Below are 19,946 nucleotides of genomic sequence, written 5' to 3' on the forward strand. Positions count from 1 at the left end.
CCTTTAAACAGTATAGATTTTTTATATTACGTAACGTCTGTATTGTAGCTTCCTATATGAAAACGTGTAAAAAAATGTCATATAGGAGATTCGGTTTCTATTTTACAGAAAAATGACCATAATTAATAGTAATAACCTTTGATAGAAGCAGTTGTAGAAAGAGTGAAAAGCATTTCACAGATCCCTGCTCTCTGGTAATCTATATAAGAAGAATTCACTAAAAAGGAGAACACATGAACAACTATAAATTAACGATTCAATACGATGGCGCTCGCTACAAAGGCTGGCAGCGTCTTGGAAATAGTGATATCACGATTCAAGGTAAAATTGAGAATGTTTTAACAGAACTTGCGGGAGAGAAGATCGAAATTATTGGATCTGGACGAACAGATGCCGGTGTTCATGCGCTTGCTCAAGTAGCCAATTTCAAAATGAAGAAGAGTGCAACGACGGAAGAAGTAATGGACTATTTAAACCACTATCTTCCAAATGATATTAGCGTTGTAAAGGTCGAGATGGTTCATGATCGTTTCCATGCTCGCTATAACGCGGAAGAGAAGACGTATTCCTATAAGATTTGGAATAAGAAATACACGCATCCGTTCATGAGAAAATATAGCATGCACGTTCCAGAGCAGCTTGATTTGAAAAAGATGAGGGAAGCTGCCAAGCATTTTCTCGGTGAGCATGATTTTACTTCGTATTCAAACGCGAAGTCGAAGAAAAAGTCGATGGTGCGTGAAATCTATTCCTTAACGATTGAAAGAAATGATGGCTTTATCGAAATTAACGTTTGCGGAAACGGCTTCTTATACAACATGGTACGAAAAATTGTAGGTACGTTAATTGAAGTAGGCGTAGGAAATGTAGACGCTAATAGTATACCGAGCATTTTAGCATCTAAAGAACGCATTCAGACAGGAAGAATGGCTGAAGCAGAAGGGCTGTATTTGGATCACGTTACGTTTAAGAACTAGGGTTAGTTAAGCTTTTGAGTAAATGATTTAAGTAAACACCTTTGTCACAAATGGATAGAACAAAGAAAAGCTCGAAAGTCTAGATCAAAACGCCAAGGTAAAGGGATTTCGTGATCTTCAATGTATTACAGATGAAGACGATACACGAACAAGACTATCTGTTTGGTAACAGCTGATTTTAATCGTGAGTATATGCCAAATTAATTTCTAGACTACTAACAAAAGAAGGACCTATAAAAGGCCCTTCTTTTATTATTTGCGCCCAGCTGTCCACTGCATGCCCCATTTATAGGCTTTGTCCATCTGCTGATGGCCGTCAAAATATTCAACAAGACGTTTCACGTTGAAGGTTTGGTTTTGGACGTTTTCGATCATGGCAATGGCGCACATGATTTTTCCATTACGATGCTCGTCCATGTTTACGACGATGTCTTCGCCATTTTTATACTTCAGCGTTACAACGCCGCCGACTTCATTCCAGTTGGCAGCCCCTTCATAAATAAAGGTATAAACAAGGATTCGCTTAATATCGGTTAGTTTATCTCCGTTAATACGAAGGTTTTCTCCATTTGTTGATGCTCCTGTACGATCGTCGTGATCTAGCTGTATGTATGGATCTCCTTGTAGGTTTCCAAAGGCATTTCCAAGGGCTTGCACGCAGCCGCGTCGTCCGTCTTGCATCTCATATAAACATCCGAGATCAAGATCAGCGCTTTTGTTCCCGCCTAGCAAAGCTTTGAAAAAGCCACCAGAGCTTGGTTTTTGATTCCAGTTTAAATTTACCGAAATTTCGCCTAGAGAGGTATGTGTGTCTTTTGAGAGGTTAATTGATTGGCCTTTTTTCGTTAGTTGGATCATTGTGATTCTCCTTATTGATAGTTTCGTCACGCTAAAATCGAGGAAAAACCTTTTTGCGATGCAAAGATGGGTTTTCTTAAGGGTATCATGCAAAAACAGTTCTTTCAAAAATTTACCTTTAAAAGAATACTTTGAAACCTGACTCATTAAGAATTTTATAAGGGTATTTTATCTTCTCCTATAAAATTATCCTTCGTTCTCTACGAACAGTTTGATATAATGAGCAGTAGATAAGGCTGATACTTTTTCATTTTGGTTTACAAATGAAAAAGATGTAATCGCCTTTTTCTTTTTGTGCGGAAGAACGTAATTGGCGTTTAGTTTGACGAAAACTAACCAAAACTATGGATAAATCAACAAGTTATAGGAGAGTTATAAATGGATAATAACGATGTTTTAATTCGCTTGCGCTATGCGCTGGATATTAAAAATACAGATATGATTGAAATGTTTAAGCTCGGTGGAGTAGAGGTAACAAAGGAAGAGCTGTTCAAGATTTTAACAAAGTCGCCTGAGAGCTATGACAGCGATGAGGATTTGTCGGCACACGATGACCGCATTACGTGTGATAACATTATGCTCGATTCATTTTTAAATGGTCTTATTACATTTAAACGTGGAAAGCAGGAGCCAAAGCCAGGACAAGTGGTAAAACCAGAGCCACCGGTTAAAAATACGGTGAACATGAATAACCGCGTCTTAAAGAAAGTAAAGATTGCGCTGTCCCTTACGAGCGAAGATATGCTTGATATATTTGATGACGGTGGCATTGCGGTATCTAAGGGTGAGCTTGGTGCTTTATTACGAAAAGAAGGGCATAAAAATTACAAAGAATGTGGCGATAACTTTGCAAGAAAGTTCATTCGTGGGCTAACGGTACAATATAGAGGATAAAAGGTAGAAGCATTCTATTGCAGGTCAGTAGAGTGCTTTTTTACGTAAAAAACACCTCCATCTGTTTGGAGGTGTTCTGTGCGTTATCGGCGTTTTTTCTTTGCTTCATCCACAGGGTTTTTCTTCACAATCTTCTCAACGGCTACTTGGACATGAATGTTTGTATCATCAACATCTGTTACGAGAAGCACTTTTGCTTTTTTGCCTTTAATTTTTAACTCTTCTCCCGTAGCAGGGACATTTTGACGCAGCTGACTCAGTAAAAGCGTTTTGTTTTCAAAAAAATGTACGGCTACCATTTGTCATCCCCCATTTCAAACATATGCGAACTTCCTAACAGCGTATGAACAGATAGCTAATTTTAGAACGATAGGACGATCTCATAAATTTTTAGCAGATGCTTGTTATAAATCTCGTATTCTTGGACATACTTATACTATTAATTAAATAAGAGGATGTGTCGGAGAATGAAAACGAAAATTGCGATTGGGGTAAGTGTTTTTACATTATTAACAGGTGGACTAGCTATTGCCGCGGTCTATTATCTAGCAGGTATTGCCGCGTTTCTCATTACGGTGTTTTCATAATAAAACCCAAGAGGATCACAATCTCCTCTTGGGTTTTATTATTTTATGAACCATTCTCTGTTCCTACTGACTTTTCTTCAACTGATGCCCCTCAGGCTCTGGGTGAATCATAATAGAAGCATTTTCAAAATGACGCTGGATTTTTTCCTCAATTCGATCACATAACTCATGAATACGTTCAATGCTGTGCTGTGAGGGTACAACAAGGTGAAAATCAATGTACTGTTCAGATCCAGCTCTTCTCGTTTTGAAATCGTGCACTTCAATATATTCGTGTTTAAATGATTCAATCGCTTTTAGAATAGTGGCTTCCTCTTCTTTTGTTAATCGAGCATCTAATAGAGGAGGGAAAGCTTCTTTCATTAATTTCGTCGCTTCAAACATGATATAAAGTGCTAATACAATACCGATGATAGGGTCTAGAAACGTCCATTTTGTAAGGGAAACAAGTATTAAACTCCCTGCAACTCCAAGGGATGTATACACATCGGTTAATAAGTGAAAGGCATTTGATTTCATCGCAACAGAGTTCACTCGTTCTGCTTCTTTATTCACCACTCTAGATACAATGAAATTAATAAGAGCACCAACCAACATTACTGCAATACCGAGCCATGGAAGTTTAAGAGGTTCAGGCGCAATGAGCTTATGAACACACTCGTAAATAATCCATATCCCTGCGACATAGATTAGTAGCGTTTCGATGGTTCCGGAAATGTTTTCTACTTTCCCGTGGCCATATGGATGCTGTTTATCGGCAGGTTTTCCAGAGATGCGAACGGAAATGAAGGCAATTAACGAAGCAAGTAAATCGAGCGAAGAGTGGATGGCTTCTGATAAAACAGCAACTGAACCGGTCAGTAATCCTACGATTAGTTTTAACACGACGACACTACTGTTACTGAGTACGGACAAAAAGGCAATACGAGCAGAGTTATTTTTCACTAGTTTCACGCTCCTTTGAAAATGATTTACTTTTATACTATCAAGCGGTTGCTGAGTGGGTCTATAGCAACGTTTTTAGTAATGTTCAGCACTTTTTTAGGGTGTGAAAAAAGTTGCTTTTACGAAAAAAAATGATAGAAGGGTTACTTTTTTTAAAAGGTCAAAAACCTCCTATGTTGTTTAGCTCAATAACGCAATGGGAAAAACCGAGCATAAGCTAAATTACTTGGAGGGATTATGATGGGGAAAACAATCTTCTTTACTGGAGCTGGAACAGGACTAGCCCGCGGAGCTGCGATTGGTCTTGCGGAACAGGGGCATCGGATCATTGCAACGACGGAGCTGACTGCACAAAAAACGGATTTGCTGAGAAAGATAGAAGAAAAGGGGCTAGACATAGAAGTATTTAAGCTGGATATTACAAATGAACGTGATCGAAAACAGATTTCAGCGTATGATTTCGATATATTTGTTGCCAATGCGGCGATTAATGAAGGAGGACCTCTTGCAGAAGTACCAATGGATCGGTTCCGCGCTCTTTTTGAGGTGAATGTATTTGCCACACTTGAAACGGTACAGCTCGCAGCACAACAATTTATGAAGAAACGCAGCGGGAAAATTATCTTTATGAGCTCAATGGCCGGAATCTCGGCTACTACCTATGTTGGACCTTATACGGCAACAAAACATGCGATCGAAGGAATTGCCCAAACGCTAAAGAATGAGCTAGAGGAATTTGATGTGCAGGTTGCCACTATTAATCCTGGCGCTTATAAGACGGGCTTTAATGACCGTGCGGCAGAAGAAAAATATAAATGGTATGATGAAGAACATCATTTGACGAGCAGAGAATCGATGAAAAAGCAGGAAGAAGGGTTAAAGGATCAGTTTGACCCTGAGGATATGATTCGTAAAATGATTGAGGTTATCCCGAAAAACCATCATAAATTTCGCATCGTGCACCCACAAGAAACAGAGGATCAGTTGAAAAAGACGGAGCAGGAGCGCTGGGAGATGGAGGTCTAGTCTCAGCCTAAAGTCTGAGATAAGTTCAGACCAAAGCCGTTCGAAGTGAGCGTGAAAAGGGCGTAATATATGACTGTAAACAACTTTGTGGAGGTCATACTATGAGTTATACTCTTTTTGTAAAAGCAAACAACCGAACATCAGCTGAATCAGCAACAGTAAAGCTATATGAAGCTTTTTTAGATAGCTACAAACAATCACATCCAAATGAGGAAGTCGTTGAGCTAGATCTATTCAACGAAGAGCTTCCATACTTAAATGCCGATACAATTAACGGTCAATTTAAGCTTGGACGCGGAATGGACGTAACAGAAGTAGAACAAAATGCAGCAAACGTTGCGAACCGATACTTAGATCAATTCGTAGCAGCAGATAAAGTCGTACTTGCATTCCCACTTTGGAACTTCACGGTACCTGCCGTACTACACACATACTTAGATTATTTAAGTCAAGCAGGGAAAACGTTCAAATACACACAAGAAGGTCCTGTAGGACTACTTGGTGACAAAAAAGTGATGCTTCTTAACGCACGTGGTGGCGTTTATTCAGAAGGTCCTGCAGCGTCAGTTGAAATGGCTGTAAACTATGTAAGCAATGTTATGACATTCTTCGGTATTACGAACTTAAACAGTGTCATTATTGAAGGACATAATCAATTCCCAGACCGTGCGGGTGAAATCGTCGAAGCAGGTCTTGAAAAAGCAGCATCAGAAGCAAAAGTATTTTAATAAAAATCCCGTGCTCGTCGCATAACGAGCACGGGATTTTTCTCTTACAGAAGAATCGCTCCTGTAACCAATACGACAAGCGTAATGGCATTCATAATGATTTTGAATTTGTTTCTCTCTCCAATAGATAGAAGAAGATCAACAAGCACCACAATTCCTAAAATAATGAAAGCAGCCCTTAGTGGCAAGTGGAACAGGTAAACCGCCAACACAATGACGAGATATAAAATACCTAAAAGTAGTTGTTTCTTTGATTGCATCGTTACGCACCTCAATTATGTAAAATAAAAACCTGATGATAAGTCCATTATATATGTTTCTCCAAAATTCTTGTGAATAAACAGCAAACGGACGTCTATTCGCTCCCCTCATTCTTTTCTAGTAGTTCAATAAACATCTTTACGCTCTTTTTTTGTTCCATGATGGGCGCATAAAGGTAAGATAGAGTGCGAGTAAACGAATAATCCTTTAATTTTACGACAGATAGGTTTTTCTGTCGCACATCGCGCTCAATGACATATTTCGAGAGAAGCGACAGACCCATTCCGCTAATGAGTGACTCCTTAATACCTTGATTGCTGCTAATGGTCAGCAGTGACTTTACTTTTAAGCCATTTGAACGAATAACATGATTAAGGTATTCTCTCGTTCCTGAACCGACTTCACGCGTAATCCACGACTGATTTTGAAGCTCGGCTACTGTAATTTCTTCTTTCTGTACGAGAGGGTGCTGTGTAGAAGCTGTGATAAAAAGCTCGTCCTGCATAAAGGGATGAACAGAGAGCGTTTTTTCATTAGTCTGACCCTCAATTAACCCAATATCCACTTCAAAGCGACGTACATACTGAATAACTTCCTCCGTGTTTCCGATTACGGCCTGAAGTTCAAGCTCAGGATAGTGATCCTGAAGATCACGTAGAAGAGAAGGTAAGATATATTCACCAATCGTAAAACTAGCACCAATTTTTAATTCACCCTTGATCGAATGATGATGCTCGAGTATTTCTTGACGAGTCTGGTCATAAATCATAATCATTTGCTTTGCACGCTCGTATAAAATTTCCCCTGTAGGCGTAATTTTTAATACTTTTGGCGAACGCTCAAACAGCTTTGTTTGAAATTCTTTTTCGAGATTTTTTATATGAGAACTGACGCTTGGTTGAGAAATCATGAGTAGCTTAGCTGTTTTCGTGAAGTTCTTTACTTCCGCAAGCGTAACAAACGTTTTTAACTCATCATAGTACAACTAGAGACCCTCCTTATTATTAATAATCTTAATAGTTATAATAAGTTATATTTATTTTACTAATGCGTTCATTTTGGGTAAAGTAAGAAGTAGAAACTTTTTTAATATTTCATCTTCTAAAAACCAACTTAATTTATAGGGAAAATAGAATTGAGAAAAATTTTAGGAGATTGGAATACAAGGACGGGGAACGACCATCCTTGTATATAAAGAGAATAACGAATCGTTTAGATTTTGTTGAGAGGTGGATATCGTTGCAATTTCAAGTTATGAACAGTCCATTTAATGAGGAGCAGGCAGAACTCCTTAATCGTCTTTTGCCAACATTAACGGAATCACAAAAAGTATGGCTAAGCGGCTACTTAGCAGCTATCCAGGGACAAGGGGCAGCGGCTACAGCGCCAACACCTGCACCACAGCCACAAGCTGTATCAAAAGACGTAACCGTTTTGTACGGATCGCAAACGGGCAATTCACAGAGCCTTGCGACAAATGCGGGTAAGAAGCTAGAGGAAAAAGGGTTTAACGTAACCGTTTCTTCAATGAATGATTTTAAGCCCAATACCTTAAAGAAACTTGAGAACCTTTTAATTGTCGTCAGCACGCACGGCGAGGGAGACCCGCCTGATAATGCGCTTTCGTTCCATGAATTTTTACATGGCAGAAGAGCACCGAAGCTTGAGTCTCTTCGTTACTCGGTTTTATCTTTAGGAGACAGTTCATATGAGTTTTTCTGTCAAACAGGAAAAGAATTTGATGAGCGTCTTGCTGAGCTAGGTGCTGAGCGCTTATATAATCGCGTCGACTGTGATTTAGACTACGACGAACCGGCAGCTGAGTGGTTACAGGGTGTGCTTGATGGACTTAGTGAGGGTCAAAGCAGTGCGACGGTTTCTGTGCAAGAAACGACGCAAACATCAGCAACATCTTCTTATTCACGAACAAATCCGTTCCAAGCAGAAGTGCTTGAGAACTTAAATTTGAACGGACGCGGCTCGAATAAGGAAACGCGTCACTTAGAATTGTCTCTTGAAGGTTCAGGGATTCAGTATCAGCCAGGAGACAGCTTAGGGATCTACCCAACGAACGATCCGGAGCTAGTCGAACTTTTACTGCAAGCAGGGAACTGGAGCGCAGACGATAAGGTAACGATTAATAAACAAGGGGAGAGTGCGACGTTAAAAGACGCGTTAACATCTTCGTTTGAAATTACAGCGTTAACGAAGCCCGTGCTAGAAAAAGCCGTCGCTTATCTTGAAAGTGAGGCTGCAGCCGAGCTTGTAGCAAAAGGTAACGAAGAGAGCTTAAAGGCTTATATAAATGGGCGCGATTTCGTCGACTTACTGCGTGATTACGGTCCTTGGACAGGGTCCGCACAGGAATTTGTCTCAATTCTTCGTAAAATGCCTGCAAGACTCTATTCCATTGCGAGTAGTTTAGAAGCAAATCCTGAAGAGGTTCATTTAACGATTGGAGCTGTACGCTACACGGCACATGGACGTGAGCGCAAAGGTGTTTGTTCTGTTCTAGCATCTGAACGCCTGCAGCCGGGCGATACGATTCCGGTGTACATTCAGCACAATCAAAACTTCAAGCTTCCTGAAAATGCCGATACTCCAATTATTATGGTAGGACCAGGCACTGGCATTGCACCATTCCGTGCGTTTATGCAGGAGAGAGAAGAATCAGGAGCCGAAGGAAAGTCATGGCTATTCTTTGGAGATCAGCACTTTGTGACGGATTTCTTATATCAAACAGAATGGCAAAAGTGGATCAAAGAAGGCGTATTAACGAAAATGGACGTAGCGTTCTCTCGTGATACGGATGAAAAGGTCTATGTTCAGCACCGTATGCTTCAAAAGAGCAAGGAGCTGTTTGCTTGGTTAGAAGAAGGAGCGGCTGTGTACATTTGCGGAGACGAAAAGAATATGGCCCACGATGTTCAAGAAACGCTTCTCACAATCATTGAACAAGAAGGTAATATGAGCCGCGAAAAGGCGGAAGCATACCTTGCAAATATGCAGCAAACAAAACGCTATCAGCGTGATGTATATTGATCATACTCTTGATGCACTAACGGTTTGACGGAAAGGAGTTTTTATAGATGGTAAACACAAAGTTAAAAGCGCCAGATGGCCCTCCGAGTGATGTGGAGGAAATTAAAGAGCGAAGTAATTACTTGCGCGGAACGCTTGCAGAATCTATGCTTGAGCCAATCAGTTCAGGTATTTCAGAAGATGATAATCGCCTGATGAAATTCCACGGAAGCTATTTGCAGGACGATCGTGATCTACGTAACGAGCGTCAAAAACAAAAGCTAGAGCCAGCCTATCAATTTATGCTTCGTGTTCGTATGGCAGGTGGAGTCGCAACACCTGAGCAATGGCTAGTCATGGATGAGCTAGCACAAAAGTATGGAAATGGAACACTGAAACTAACGACTCGTCAAACGTTCCAAATGCACGGCATTTTAAAATGGCATATGAAAAAGACGATTCAAGAAATTCATGCGTCTCTTTTAGATACGATTGCGGCTTGTGGTGACGTAAACCGTAACGTCATGTGTAACCCGAATCCTGATCAATCAGACGTCCATGGTGAAGTCTATGAGTGGTCGAAAAAATTGAGTGACCACTTACTTCCTCGTACGCGTGCGTATCATGAACTATGGTTAGATGAGGAGAAGATCGAAGGAACACCGGATGTGGAAGTAGAGCCAATGTACGGAGCTCTTTACTTGCCTCGTAAATTTAAAATTGGGATCGCGGTTCCGCCTTCCAACGATATTGATGTATTCTCACAAGACTTAGGATTTATTGCGGTAGTAGAAGAAGGCAAGCTTGTTGGGTTCAATGTTGCAATCGGTGGCGGTATGGGAATGACGCACGGTGATACTGAAACGTATCCTCAGGTGGCAAAAGTCATTGGCTTCTGTAAGCCCGAGCAGATCCTTGATCTTGCGGAGAAAGTAATTACGATTCAACGTGATTATGGAAACCGTTCTGTACGTAAAAATGCGCGTTTTAAATATACGGTCGATCGCCTAGGACTTGAAAATGTGAAAGCTGAACTCGAAAATCGTCTTGGCTGGAGTCTAGAAGAAGCACGAGAATACAACTTCACACATAACGGTGATCGTTATGGATGGGTAAAAGGCTCAAACGGCAAATGGCACTTCACTCTTTTCGTAGAGGGTGGACGTGTGACAGACTACGACGGATATAAGCTGATGACGGGACTGCGCGAAATTGCAAAAGTCCATAAGGGAGATTATCGCTTAACAGCTAATCAAAACCTAATCATCGCCAATGTATCTAGTCAGAAAAAGAAAGCGATCAGTGCACTGATTGAGGAATACGGGTTAACAGACGGAAAAAATTACTCTGCCCTACGCCGTAGCTCAATGGCATGTGTATCGCTGCCAACGTGTGGATTAGCAATGGCAGAGGCAGAACGCTATCTTCCAAAGCTAATTGATAAAATTGAAGAAATCGTTGATGAGAACGGTCTGCGTGATGAGGAAATTACAATTCGTATGACAGGTTGTCCGAATGGATGCGCTCGACATGCGCTTGCTGAGATTGGATTTATCGGGAAGGCGCCAGGAAAGTACAACATGTATCTTGGAGCAGCGTTTGATGGCAGTCGTCTAAGCAAGATGTATCGTGAAAACATCGGGGAAGAGGAGATTCTAACCGAGCTTCGTGGCCTACTTGCAAGCTATGCGAAAGAGCGTCAAGACGGAGAGCATTTTGGTGATTTCGTGATCCGTACAGGAGTCATCAAACCAACAACAGACGGTACTAATTTTCATGCATAAAAAAAGAGGGGCATTTAGCTCCTCTTTTTTGATTTTTTTAACTTATTTCCGTATTCCAATCGACTTTTCTTAATGGGCTTGTTTTTGAAACGAGTGACCGAACAAGGTAATGTTCCTGATAACTAATTAGCCGCTGTAGATGCTCCTCATTGAGCTGAGAAAAGTGAACTCCAGCGGTGACGGAGGTAATATACTCTTGCCAATTCTGGTAATGCTCTTGTGATTTTTGGGCGGCTAGCCGTTCATAGTACGCTGCTTCTTGCTTTGAAAGATAACCGACTTGATGTGCCATACCTGCAAATAGAACACAGCCAGCATAATCAAACGCGCCAATGTTAGCATCTCTACCATCAGGTAATCGATGAAGATATGCTTGAGCGACTCGAAACTTCACGATTAGTGGTTCATCTGCTAAGGAGTTAATATGGGCATCCTGTTCCTCTTTTGAAAGCAACAATAAAAGGTTTTGAATCCGATAAAACTCAGTTCGAGCTCCAGTTTCCAGCATCCAGCTTAACATTTGATGAGCACTTTCGTTGTCAATGACGTTAATGGACTCAAGATTTTTTTTGGATATTCGCTTAGACAGGCCGTTTGATCTTCTGCTTGTCGTGTATCTCACCATTGAATAATAAGCGCCGTGCCCATAAAAACGAGTAGAGGCAAGAGCAGAAATAAATCGTCTTTGTTGTTTATGCATGAATCGATCCTCCTCCTTTTTACTTCATGGCGCGAATGAGATGTCTCCATTCTCTTAAAATTTTGATCACACATAGAATGATTAAAAGAAACAATAGAACCGTCGGAATCGTGATTGAGAAAGGTTCGGCAGTGGGGTCCGTCAGTAAAAAAGTAATAGACCCCGTAACGAGAACCCACTTAGGTATATCACTTGTGATGTTATTTCCTCCAATTCCAATCATGTTCCAAAAAACGAAAACAAGAATAATCGGGATGAGGGTTCTAAGTCGAAATTGATTAAATATGAACGAACCCAGCTTACTCATGAAACTCTTTTCCTGCAGTTCCCGACGCAAGGATGCTTTTGGGAAAATGTGTTTATACTTCTTTCGATATGCAGGTGTCCCCATTAGTTGATGAATTTCACTTAAGTATGTAACAGCTTCCGCATCATATGGAACAAGTCTCTTGAGATCCTTGAACTGCTGTCTTGATTCCTCAAGTCGTCCTTCTTTTAGAAGAATTTTTCCCTTTAAGCTAATTGCCCCGGTATGCTCAGGATGAGAGGCTAAAAGCTCGTCACATAGGTCTTGTGCTTCGCTAAACATTTTTCGATTATACAGCGCACGGGCTAAAAACATCTTTGCATCTATATCGGTTGGTCGAAGTGTGAGATATTTCTTCCATAAAGCAATGGATTCTGTAATAATGCCAAGCTTAAACAACGTATCTGCTTTGACTCTAAGAAGGTCAGGATCGTCTGCAAATATTGCTTCTGCACGTTCAATCGAGAGCAGTGCTTCGTCTAATTCGTTTGTTAAAAGATAACCGAGTGCTTCTTCGCGCTGAGAGAGAAACTCATCATGATCAATGTTGGCATACTTAATTGCTTCAAACGAAAGAGATGGATAAATACCAATTCGCTGTTTGTAAAAGCGTAAGAAATTCGCTGTAGATTCAGGGTCTAATCCATGATTTCCGGATTCCATCATCGCTCGCCATTCAAACTGATTTTCTAGCAGCAGCCAAATGTGTTTTGGTAAGGTGTAATGCTGCGTAATAAAGATGAGCAGATCTTCACTGATACGTTGCTTTAGCTCCATATCCCACAGGAGATCGTCATCTAATAGCTCTAGCCACTTTTCCTCCTCAATACGAGAAGGGAAGTCATTGTAAAGATCTTCTGCGTTATCGAAGAACTGCTCAATCGCATCCTCTTTATCCCACTCTAAATTTTGATGGGACGGTAGCTTAATGAGAGAAGGAATATCAAATAGTTCTTCTTCCTCTTTTTCTTCAAGGTTTAGGGTAGGTTGATCATTTACTTCTTCAATATTTCGATTAGGTCGATTGTTTACTTCTTCCACAGGTATATCTGGTACCGGTACGCGCTGCTTTTTCTTCCGCTTTGCTTGTTTGGATACCTGATCGTACGCTTCTCGAAGCATTTGATACCCTTCTGGATCGTCTTCCGGATGATACATCTTCAGCTTCTTTGAGTAAGCTTTTTTAATCATCGAAAGATCGTCTGTTGGCTCAATTTCAAGAATATCCCAAGGTGACATCATACGGGTTGCCAACTTTCGAATTCATCTAATGCTTTTGTAAAGTCTACTGCTGCATGGCGAATCGTTTTGTCATCCTGCGTGGCAAGCGCCTGTTCGAAGCGTTCAATCGCATGTGCTACAATGTGTCTTTTGTCTCCTAACGATTCTTCATATAGACGTTCACCACGTGCAAGTAACAGACGATTTTCAGTGCGTTCGCGTGGATGAACTTTAATATCTTTTAGGCGTTCCATACGCTCTGCCATTTCTGAAGCCGTTAATCCGCCTTCATTTTGCTCAATAAGCATGTGCTTCTTTTCACCAGTGCTTACAATCGTCACTTCAACCTCTAGAAGACCGTTGACATCATACGTATAGCGAATATCGATCTGTTCTTGACCTGCAGGTGCAGCTGGAATGGCGACATCGAATTCGCCTAGTTTGAGGTTATTTTCGACCATTCGACTTTCACCTTGATACACATCGATTCGGACGAATTTTTGCCCATCGTGGATCGTATTAACGCGCTCTACGCGACTAATAGGAATAGGTGAATTTCGTTCAATAATCGGGAGAAAATGACCAGATGAATACTGATCATATCCTACTTGTCTTGATATGCTTGTGCCAAGTGAATATGGACAGACGTCTGTTAGAATGAGCTCGCTTACCGCTTCGTTTCGCTCTTTTAACGCAACTTGTACGGCTGCACCTAGCGCAACGGCTTCATCTGGGTGAATGGTTAGGAAAGGAAGCTTTCCAAACATTTTGCTTACAGTATTTTTAATCATTGGCATACGCGTTGCGCCTCCAATTAAAATAACTGCATCGATTTCGCTTACGTGAAGATCGGCATCTCGAAGCGCACGTTCAATTGGATTGCGAACGCGAAGTAATAAAGGCTGTGTAAGCTTATCAAACTGTGAGCGCTGGATTGTTACAGTATGTAAGCGATCTTCAAGATGTAGGTTCATTTCAGCACTTTGATTCATTTCCCCAATTTGACGTTTACACTGTTCAGCTTGTTTGAATAGGACGGATAGCTGCTGTGGAGTAAGAGAATTTGGATCAATCTTTTCAACGCTAACGAAATAGTTCATAAGAAGCTCTGTAAAATCCTCTCCGCCTAAAAAGTTGTCGCCGGCAATTGACTTTACTTCCATTACGCCATCAAAAAGCTCTAGAATAGAGACGTCAAATGTTCCACCACCTAAGTCAAATACAAGAAACTTCGTATCATCTTCATGTTGATGAAAGCCATAAGCAATGGCCGCAGCCGTTGGTTCACTAATTAAACGTTCTACCTTTAGACCCGCTAATTCAGCAGCACGCTTCGTAGCTTTGCGCTGCCGATCGTTAAAATAAGCAGGAACACTTATAACAGCACTTGTAATCTCCTCATTTAACGCAGCTTCGGCGTCTTTTTTAAGTGATTGTAAAACAAATGAAGATAATTCTTCCGGTGAGAATCGATGTGATCCAAGAATGTAGTTTTTGTTTGTACCCATATGTCGTTTAAACGTGGAAACGGTAAGGTTGGGGTGAGTAATTAGACGTTCCTTAGCAACATCCCCGACTAAAATCTCACCGTTATCATCCATACTAACAATAGAGGGGGTAAGGTTTTTGCCTAATACGTTAGGGATGATTTTCGGTCCATCTTCTGACCAATAAGCAACAAGGCTGTTAGAAGTACCTAAATCAATTCCAATTGTAGTCATATTATTCTCTCCCTTATTTGCTATTTATGTAGGTTCATTTTTTCACAGTGTCTATTATATAGGTTGTATTATGAAAGGGAAACAGAAGATCCCAATCACACTAGTGATTACCGATTATGGATAAGTTTTGTGTATTGTAAACCGTTGATAGTAGAGGGTTTGTAGAATCCTGGTTCTTTATATCTAATTTTTACCATCAACTAAATCATTCTCTTTTACCTTGCATTTTTTCTCTTCATGGAAGCTCGTGATGCTTTGAGTGGTAATATGATCAAAAGGAGTATAAAAGGAAGTAGGACACTTCTTTTTAACGATCATTTGGTAAATGACAAAAAGAACAATGGCCGCCATAAAACAAGAAATACTAATCACAAACAGCAAAAGGATAATTAATAGAACGCCTCTAATTTTCTAATCTTTCAATTTCCCGATTGATTTTACATGAAAACCTATTTAATGTAATAAATTAACAGAAAAATAGCCCATATGTAAAATGTCTTGGTGAATTATTTTTGAAATTATTGGATAAATAGTAAAAAAGTATATTGAACCATAAAAATGAGTGAGCTATAATAACATTAACGAAAGCGCTTTCGATAAAGAGGAGATAGTAATGATTACAATCTATGACGTAGCAAAAAAGAGTGGTTTTTCAAGTACCACCGTGTCTAAAGCTTTAAATAATTATTCAGATGTAAGCGAAAAAACGAAAAAGAAAATTTTAGAGACGGCTGCAGAGATGGGATATTTACCAAATGCCCACGCACAGTATCTGTCTACTAAGAAATCATGGACGCTTGGCGTCATGTTTTCAGAAGCAAACGAAGTTGGAATGAAGCATCCTTTTTTCAGTGCGGTTATTGAAAGCTTCCGCAAATATGCCGAGCGAGGAGGATACGACTTAATTTTAGCATCTCGTAATCTGCGAACAAGAGATACTAGCTATCTTGAACACTTCTTACATCGTGCTGTAGATGGGGTGATCGTCATTTGTTCAGATCCTACGGACCCGCAGGTAAAAGAGATCGTTGAAAGCGAGCTTCCGGTCATCATTATTGATATGGATCACCAAAACTGTAGTATCGTCAAATCGGATAATGTTGAGGGAGCAAAGATGGCTGTTCATCATCTACATCATCTCGGTCACACTAAAATAGCTCACATTGCGGGTGTTCGTTCTTCAGATGTGTCGAATGAACGAATTAGAGGGTACGAAGAGGCAATGAGAGAGCTGAATATTCCTTGTGATCCAGAGTATTTAATCGATGGTGGATTGTTTTCAATCGAAGATGGTAAACGAGCTATGAAGCAGCTATTAGGTTTACCTGACACACCAACAGCAGTTTTTGTCGCAGGTGATCATATGGCGGTTGGTGCAATCGAAGCGATTAAAGAGCATGGCCTATCAGTGCCTGAAGATATTTCAGTGATAGGGTACGACGATATTGAAATGGCTTCGTATATTACGCCGAAGCTCACGACGATTCGTCAAGATACAGAAGAGATTGGAAAGCGAGCTGCTGAAATTTTGATTGAACAAATCAATAAGAAAAATAAGATGATTGTTTCTGAGCGCATCCCAGTGGAATTAATGATACGTGAATCTTGTAGTACGCCGAAAAGAGAAAAAAGAAAAAAATAATTTTTTTAATGATAATCGAAAGCGGTTTCGATTTTTTTAAAGAGTATTAACGAAACCGCTTTCGTAAAAGAGAAGGGGCTATATGATGAAAAAGACGATTACGGTTCTAATGGCACTAATTCTAGCAATTGGGCTACTTGCTGGATGCAGTAATAAAGAAGCAGGTGGCAGTTCGAACGGCAAAAAAGTGGACCTGCGCATTTGGTCATTCACGGATGAATTAAAGAAACCAATCAAAACGTTTGAAGAGAAAAATGGTGTGAAGGTCGAGCTGACCATTGTGCCAATTGCCGATTATCCGACAAAGCTAAAGCCTGTTCTTGAAAGTGGAGTAGGTGCTCCTGATGTATTCACAGGGGAAATTGCCTTTTTAAAACAATGGGTTGATGCGGGTTATTGGGAGAACTTATCTGAGAAGCCTTATAACGTTGATAAACTAGCAGACAAGTATATTCCATATGTATTTGATCTAGGAAAAGACAAGGATGGAAATGTAAGAGCACTTTCTTGGCAAACGACTCCAGGAGGGATTTATTACAAGCGCAGCATTGCGAAAGAGGTGCTTGGAACAGATGATCCTACGAAGATTGGTGAGATGTTAAATTCAATGGACAACGTATTTGCGGTAGCAGAGAAAATGAAGGCTAAGGGCTACCGTATGTTCCCAGATGAAGGGTCTATTCGTTGGTTCTCTCAAGGAAATAACCCAACTGCTTGGGTAGATGAAGATAAAAAAGTACAGTTAACAGATGAAAAAATTGAATTTATGAGCTATGCAAAAGAGCTACGCAAAAAGAATTATACGGCTCTAGCTGGTGAATGGTCTCCGGCTTGGTATGAATCCATGGATAAGCCTGTCAAAGTAAAAGAGGATGGAAAAGAAGTCGAAACACAGGTTTTCTCATATGTTCTTCCTACTTGGGGTCTTCATAGTGTGTTGAAGGACAACGTAAAAAAATCGGTCGGGGATTGGGCAGTAACAAGTGGACCTAGCCCGTACTTCTGGGGTGGAACATGGTTAGGCGTGTATAACAAATCCAAAAACAAAAAGCTTGCGTATGACTTTGTCAAAATGATGACACAAGACGATGAGTTTTTAACTAAGTGGAGTAAGGAAACAGGAGATGTTTTATCTTATTTACCGGTAACAGATTCCATTAAAGACAACTTTAGTGACAAGTTCCTTGGTGGACAAAACAACTATACATTCTTCTTGAACCAAGCACAGAAAATCGAACCAGGAATCGTCACAAAGTACGACCAACAGCTAGATACGTTTTATGGGAACGCTGTGCGTGACTATGTAGATGGTAAAAAATCAAAAGAAGCCGCGATTAAGGATTTCTATCAAAAAGCACAAAATGCATTTCCAGAACTAAAAGTACCAAAGAAATAAGCCTACATGCAGCGGGTAGGGGAAGAGTTTCACTGCTCTACTCGCTGCTAGGAATTTGACGAAGGGAGACGGGAGAAATGAGCAAAGTCAATCGATATGGCTATCTATTCATTGCACCGTTTTGGATTGTCTTTTTAATCTTTAGTATTTATCCAGTTGCCTTAACCTTTTATTATAGTTTCACCAATTATACAGGTAGTGGGACAGCCGAAATTGTTGGACTAGCAAATTATAAAAGGTTAATAACCGATCACTATTTCATTGATGCCTTTTTTAACACGTGGAAAATCTGGGGAGTGAATTTTGTCCTTCAGATGGGTCTTGCCCTTTTACTGGCAATGATTTTCTCTGATATGCGAATGAAGCTTCGCGGCCTCGCGTTCTTTCGCTCGATTTTTTACTTACCAAACCTGATTACAATTAGCTCTGTAGCACTGTTATTCGGAATTTTACTTGATTGGCAGCATGGGTCACTAAATATGATGCTGATGAAGATTGGACTTATATCTGAACCTATTAATTGGCTGAACGAACCTGCTAGCGCCCAAATCTCCGTATCACTTATTTTAACGTGGATGTGGTTTGGTCATTCCTTTATCGTCGTAATGGCAGGGGTGTCAGGGATCTCAAAGGATTATTACGAAGCGGCGTTAATTGACGGAGCAAATCGTTGGCAAACATTCACTAGAATTACGGTTCCACTTTTAAAGCCTATTTTATTGTACATCATGATTACGTCTCTTATAGGCGGCCTTCAATTGTTTGATTTACCGATGCTTTTAACGGATGGAATTGGTTCACCTGAAGGATCACTTAGCACGATGGTTCTGTACTTATATAATCAGGCGTTTAAATACAATAACTACGGCTATGCAGCTGCTGTGGCATACGGCTTGTTCGTCATTACGCTTATTTTCTCCCTGATTGTATTTAAAGGAATGTATGGAAATCAACGAAAACAGCAAGGGCAGGTGTAGACATGATCGAACGAACAGCAGTTAGAGAGTTTGAGCAAGCTCCGCAATCTTCTATCGAAACAAATCGCCCTAAAAGAGTACGTAAGCTCGTAAAGCCTATTATTTATACCGGGCTCATCGTTACGGCTGTAATCTGCTTTATTCCATTTCTAATGATGATGGTGAATGCGACAAGGTCAAACGAAGAAATCTTAGCTGGATTCACATTAATTCCAGGGCACGCGCTGATGGAAAACTACCGTACAATGATGGATTACATAAATATCTGGTCAGGATTTAAGAATAGCTTAATTATTTCCATTCTAGTTACCTGTTTATCTGGGTATTTCTCGGCTTTAACGGCTTATGGCTTTGCCTTTTATACCTTCAAAGGAAAGAACTTTTTATTTGTATTTATGCTCGTCATGATGATGGTTCCAGGTCAGCTTGGCTTAATTGGCTTTTATGAGTTGAGTAAAAATTTAGGAATTTTAGATTCGTTCATTCCATTAATTGTACCGGCTGTAGCGAGCCCGTTTGTAGTCTTCTTTCTACGTCAGTATCTACAAACAACGCTTCATTCGAGTTTAATTGAGGCAGCTCGAATTGATGGAGCGAGTGAGTTTAAAATCTTTCATACGGTGGCAATTCCTGTGATGATGCCAGCTGTTGCCACGATGTCGATTTTTACGTTTATTGGCTCATGGAATAACTACATTACACCACTCGTCATTTTGTTCTCACCGGAAAAATATCCGCTCCCAGTGTTAATGGGCTTTTTAAAAGGCTCGCAGGTGGCACAAAACCTAGGATCCATGTACTTAGGAATTGCGATTTCAGTTGTGCCTATCATGGTGGCGTTTCTGTTTTTATCAAAATACATTGTCAGCAGCATTTCTGCTGGATCTATTAAAGAATAAAG

Annotated in this window: 19 protein-coding genes and 1 pseudogene; 11 read left to right on the forward strand and 9 right to left on the reverse strand. The window is 40.4% G+C overall.

Annotated elements, in window-relative coordinates; translation table 11 throughout:
• Positions 1 to 233: 233 nt before the first annotated feature.
• Both truA and IE339_RS24745 read left to right on the forward strand, forming a co-directional pair.
• A complete protein-coding gene (gene truA, locus IE339_RS01725) occupies positions 234 to 977 on the forward strand; it encodes a tRNA pseudouridine(38-40) synthase TruA (protein WP_242173020.1) in 744 nt (247 codons plus the stop codon).
• A gap of 70 nt (positions 978 to 1,047) precedes the next feature.
• Positions 1,048 to 1,146, forward strand: a pseudogene (locus IE339_RS24745) (DUF2691 family protein); the annotation flags it as partial.
• Between the two features lie 83 nt (positions 1,147 to 1,229).
• Here the strand turns inward: IE339_RS24745 and IE339_RS01730 are convergent.
• Entirely contained in the window at positions 1,230 to 1,835 is a 606-nt protein-coding gene (locus IE339_RS01730) for a TerD family protein (RefSeq protein ID WP_242173022.1), read from the reverse strand.
• A 378-nt stretch (positions 1,836 to 2,213) separates the two neighbouring features.
• Between IE339_RS01730 and IE339_RS01735 the strand changes: the two genes are divergently transcribed.
• On the forward strand, positions 2,214 to 2,729 hold the full coding sequence (locus IE339_RS01735; RefSeq protein WP_242173024.1) for a YehS family protein: 516 nt from the start codon (positions 2,214 to 2,216) through the stop codon (positions 2,727 to 2,729).
• An 83-nt stretch (positions 2,730 to 2,812) separates the two neighbouring features.
• On the opposite strand, the gene IE339_RS01740 is transcribed toward IE339_RS01735, so the two are convergent.
• Entirely contained in the window at positions 2,813 to 3,028 is a 216-nt protein-coding gene (locus IE339_RS01740) for a hypothetical protein (protein ID WP_242173026.1), read from the reverse strand.
• Between the two features lie 351 nt (positions 3,029 to 3,379).
• A complete protein-coding gene (locus IE339_RS01745) occupies positions 3,380 to 4,261 on the reverse strand; it encodes a cation diffusion facilitator family transporter (protein ID WP_242173028.1) in 882 nt (293 codons plus the stop codon).
• Between the two features lie 240 nt (positions 4,262 to 4,501).
• Here IE339_RS01745 and IE339_RS01750 point away from each other — a divergent pair, with 240 nt between their 5' ends.
• Together IE339_RS01750 and IE339_RS01755 are read left to right on the forward strand one after the other, a co-directional pair.
• Positions 4,502 to 5,287, forward strand: coding sequence for an SDR family oxidoreductase (locus IE339_RS01750; protein WP_242176079.1), 786 nt, complete (start codon positions 4,502 to 4,504; stop codon positions 5,285 to 5,287).
• A 101-nt stretch (positions 5,288 to 5,388) separates the two neighbouring features.
• Positions 5,389 to 6,015 carry an FMN-dependent NADH-azoreductase gene (locus IE339_RS01755; protein WP_242173030.1) on the forward strand — a complete coding sequence of 209 codons (627 nt, stop codon included), beginning with the start codon at positions 5,389 to 5,391 and terminating at the stop codon, positions 6,013 to 6,015.
• Positions 6,016 to 6,059: 44 nt separating this feature from the next.
• Here IE339_RS01755 and IE339_RS01760 read toward each other — a convergent pair whose 3' ends face one another.
• Both IE339_RS01760 and IE339_RS01765 read right to left on the reverse strand, forming a co-directional pair.
• Positions 6,060 to 6,275, reverse strand: a complete 216-nt coding sequence (locus IE339_RS01760; RefSeq protein ID WP_053403185.1) for a hypothetical protein — start codon at positions 6,273 to 6,275, stop codon at positions 6,060 to 6,062.
• A 95-nt stretch (positions 6,276 to 6,370) separates the two neighbouring features.
• Positions 6,371 to 7,261, reverse strand: coding sequence for a LysR family transcriptional regulator (locus tag IE339_RS01765; RefSeq protein ID WP_242173034.1), 891 nt, complete (start codon positions 7,259 to 7,261; stop codon positions 6,371 to 6,373).
• Positions 7,262 to 7,515: 254 nt separating this feature from the next.
• On the opposite strand from IE339_RS01765, the gene IE339_RS01770 reads away from it, so the two are divergent.
• Positions 7,516 to 9,318 (forward strand): assimilatory sulfite reductase (NADPH) flavoprotein subunit, encoded by a 1,803-nt coding sequence (locus IE339_RS01770; RefSeq protein WP_242173037.1) that lies wholly within the window; start codon positions 7,516 to 7,518, stop codon positions 9,316 to 9,318.
• Between the two features lie 47 nt (positions 9,319 to 9,365).
• Entirely contained in the window at positions 9,366 to 11,081 is a 1,716-nt protein-coding gene (gene cysI, locus IE339_RS01775) for an assimilatory sulfite reductase (NADPH) hemoprotein subunit (protein ID WP_242173040.1), read from the forward strand.
• Positions 11,082 to 11,118: 37 nt separating this feature from the next.
• On the opposite strand, the gene IE339_RS01780 is transcribed toward cysI, so the two are convergent.
• The 4 genes from IE339_RS01780 to IE339_RS01795 all read right to left on the reverse strand — a co-directional run bounded on the left by IE339_RS01780 (position 11,119) and on the right by IE339_RS01795 (position 15,411).
• Positions 11,119 to 11,781: a DUF1266 domain-containing protein gene (locus IE339_RS01780; RefSeq protein ID WP_242173042.1), complete on the reverse strand. Its 663-nt coding sequence runs from the start codon at positions 11,779 to 11,781 to the stop codon at positions 11,119 to 11,121.
• 19 nt (positions 11,782 to 11,800) lie between these two features.
• Positions 11,801 to 13,330, reverse strand: coding sequence for a J domain-containing protein (locus IE339_RS01785; protein ID WP_242173044.1), 1,530 nt, complete (start codon positions 13,328 to 13,330; stop codon positions 11,801 to 11,803).
• Positions 13,327 to 15,030, reverse strand: a complete 1,704-nt coding sequence (locus IE339_RS01790; protein ID WP_242173046.1) for a molecular chaperone HscC — start codon at positions 15,028 to 15,030, stop codon at positions 13,327 to 13,329. Before IE339_RS01790 ends, IE339_RS01785 begins: the two co-directional genes overlap by 4 nt.
• Before the next feature lie 183 nt (positions 15,031 to 15,213).
• Entirely contained in the window at positions 15,214 to 15,411 is a 198-nt protein-coding gene (locus IE339_RS01795) for a DUF3951 domain-containing protein (protein ID WP_277933934.1), read from the reverse strand.
• A 232-nt stretch (positions 15,412 to 15,643) separates the two neighbouring features.
• Here IE339_RS01795 and IE339_RS01800 point away from each other — a divergent pair, with 232 nt between their 5' ends.
• The 4 genes from IE339_RS01800 to IE339_RS01815 all read left to right on the forward strand — a co-directional run bounded on the left by IE339_RS01800 (position 15,644) and on the right by IE339_RS01815 (position 19,944).
• Complete coding sequence (locus tag IE339_RS01800) at positions 15,644 to 16,672, forward strand: LacI family DNA-binding transcriptional regulator (RefSeq protein WP_242173050.1); 1,029 nt, start codon at positions 15,644 to 15,646, stop codon at positions 16,670 to 16,672.
• 82 nt (positions 16,673 to 16,754) lie between these two features.
• Entirely contained in the window at positions 16,755 to 18,068 is a 1,314-nt protein-coding gene (locus tag IE339_RS01805; RefSeq protein ID WP_347342717.1) for an ABC transporter substrate-binding protein, read from the forward strand.
• A 77-nt stretch (positions 18,069 to 18,145) separates the two neighbouring features.
• The gene (locus IE339_RS01810; RefSeq protein WP_242173052.1) at positions 18,146 to 19,045 is read left to right on the forward strand and encodes a carbohydrate ABC transporter permease; all 900 of its coding nucleotides are present in this window, start codon (positions 18,146 to 18,148) and stop codon (positions 19,043 to 19,045) included.
• 2 nt (positions 19,046 to 19,047) lie between these two features.
• Positions 19,048 to 19,944 (forward strand): carbohydrate ABC transporter permease, encoded by an 897-nt coding sequence (locus IE339_RS01815; RefSeq protein WP_242173054.1) that lies wholly within the window; start codon positions 19,048 to 19,050, stop codon positions 19,942 to 19,944.
• Positions 19,945 to 19,946 lie beyond the last annotated feature (2 nt).

This window comes from Priestia koreensis, from assembly GCF_022646885.1.
Classification (GTDB): domain Bacteria; phylum Bacillota; class Bacilli; order Bacillales; family Bacillaceae_H; genus Bacillus_AG; species Bacillus_AG koreensis_A.

Bases quoted from the DNA above. Each gene is read 5' to 3' on its own strand.
- IE339_RS01810 (WP_242173052.1), top strand. From the start codon at position 18,146: ATGAGCAAAGTCAATCGATATGGCTATCTATTCATTGCACCGTTTTGG.
- IE339_RS01730 (WP_242173022.1), bottom strand. From the start codon at position 1,835: ATGATCCAACTAACGAAAAAAGGCCAATCAATTAACCTCTCAAAAGAC.
- IE339_RS01800 (WP_242173050.1), top strand. From the start codon at position 15,644: ATGATTACAATCTATGACGTAGCAAAAAAGAGTGGTTTTTCAAGTACC.
- IE339_RS01735 (WP_242173024.1), top strand. From the start codon at position 2,214: ATGGATAATAACGATGTTTTAATTCGCTTGCGCTATGCGCTGGATATT.
- IE339_RS01780 (WP_242173042.1), bottom strand. From the start codon at position 11,781: ATGCATAAACAACAAAGACGATTTATTTCTGCTCTTGCCTCTACTCGT.
- IE339_RS01755 (WP_242173030.1), top strand. From the start codon at position 5,389: ATGAGTTATACTCTTTTTGTAAAAGCAAACAACCGAACATCAGCTGAA.
- truA (WP_242173020.1), top strand. From the start codon at position 234: ATGAACAACTATAAATTAACGATTCAATACGATGGCGCTCGCTACAAA.
- cysI (WP_242173040.1), top strand. From the start codon at position 9,366: ATGGTAAACACAAAGTTAAAAGCGCCAGATGGCCCTCCGAGTGATGTG.
- IE339_RS01785 (WP_242173044.1), bottom strand. From the start codon at position 13,330: ATGATGTCACCTTGGGATATTCTTGAAATTGAGCCAACAGACGATCTT.
- IE339_RS01815 (WP_242173054.1), top strand. From the start codon at position 19,048: ATGATCGAACGAACAGCAGTTAGAGAGTTTGAGCAAGCTCCGCAATCT.
- IE339_RS01805 (WP_347342717.1), top strand. From the start codon at position 16,755: ATGATGAAAAAGACGATTACGGTTCTAATGGCACTAATTCTAGCAATT.
- IE339_RS01760 (WP_053403185.1), bottom strand. From the start codon at position 6,275: ATGCAATCAAAGAAACAACTACTTTTAGGTATTTTATATCTCGTCATT.
- IE339_RS01740 (WP_242173026.1), bottom strand. From the start codon at position 3,028: ATGGTAGCCGTACATTTTTTTGAAAACAAAACGCTTTTACTGAGTCAG.
- IE339_RS01790 (WP_242173046.1), bottom strand. From the start codon at position 15,030: ATGACTACAATTGGAATTGATTTAGGTACTTCTAACAGCCTTGTTGCT.
- IE339_RS01750 (WP_242176079.1), top strand. From the start codon at position 4,502: ATGGGGAAAACAATCTTCTTTACTGGAGCTGGAACAGGACTAGCCCGC.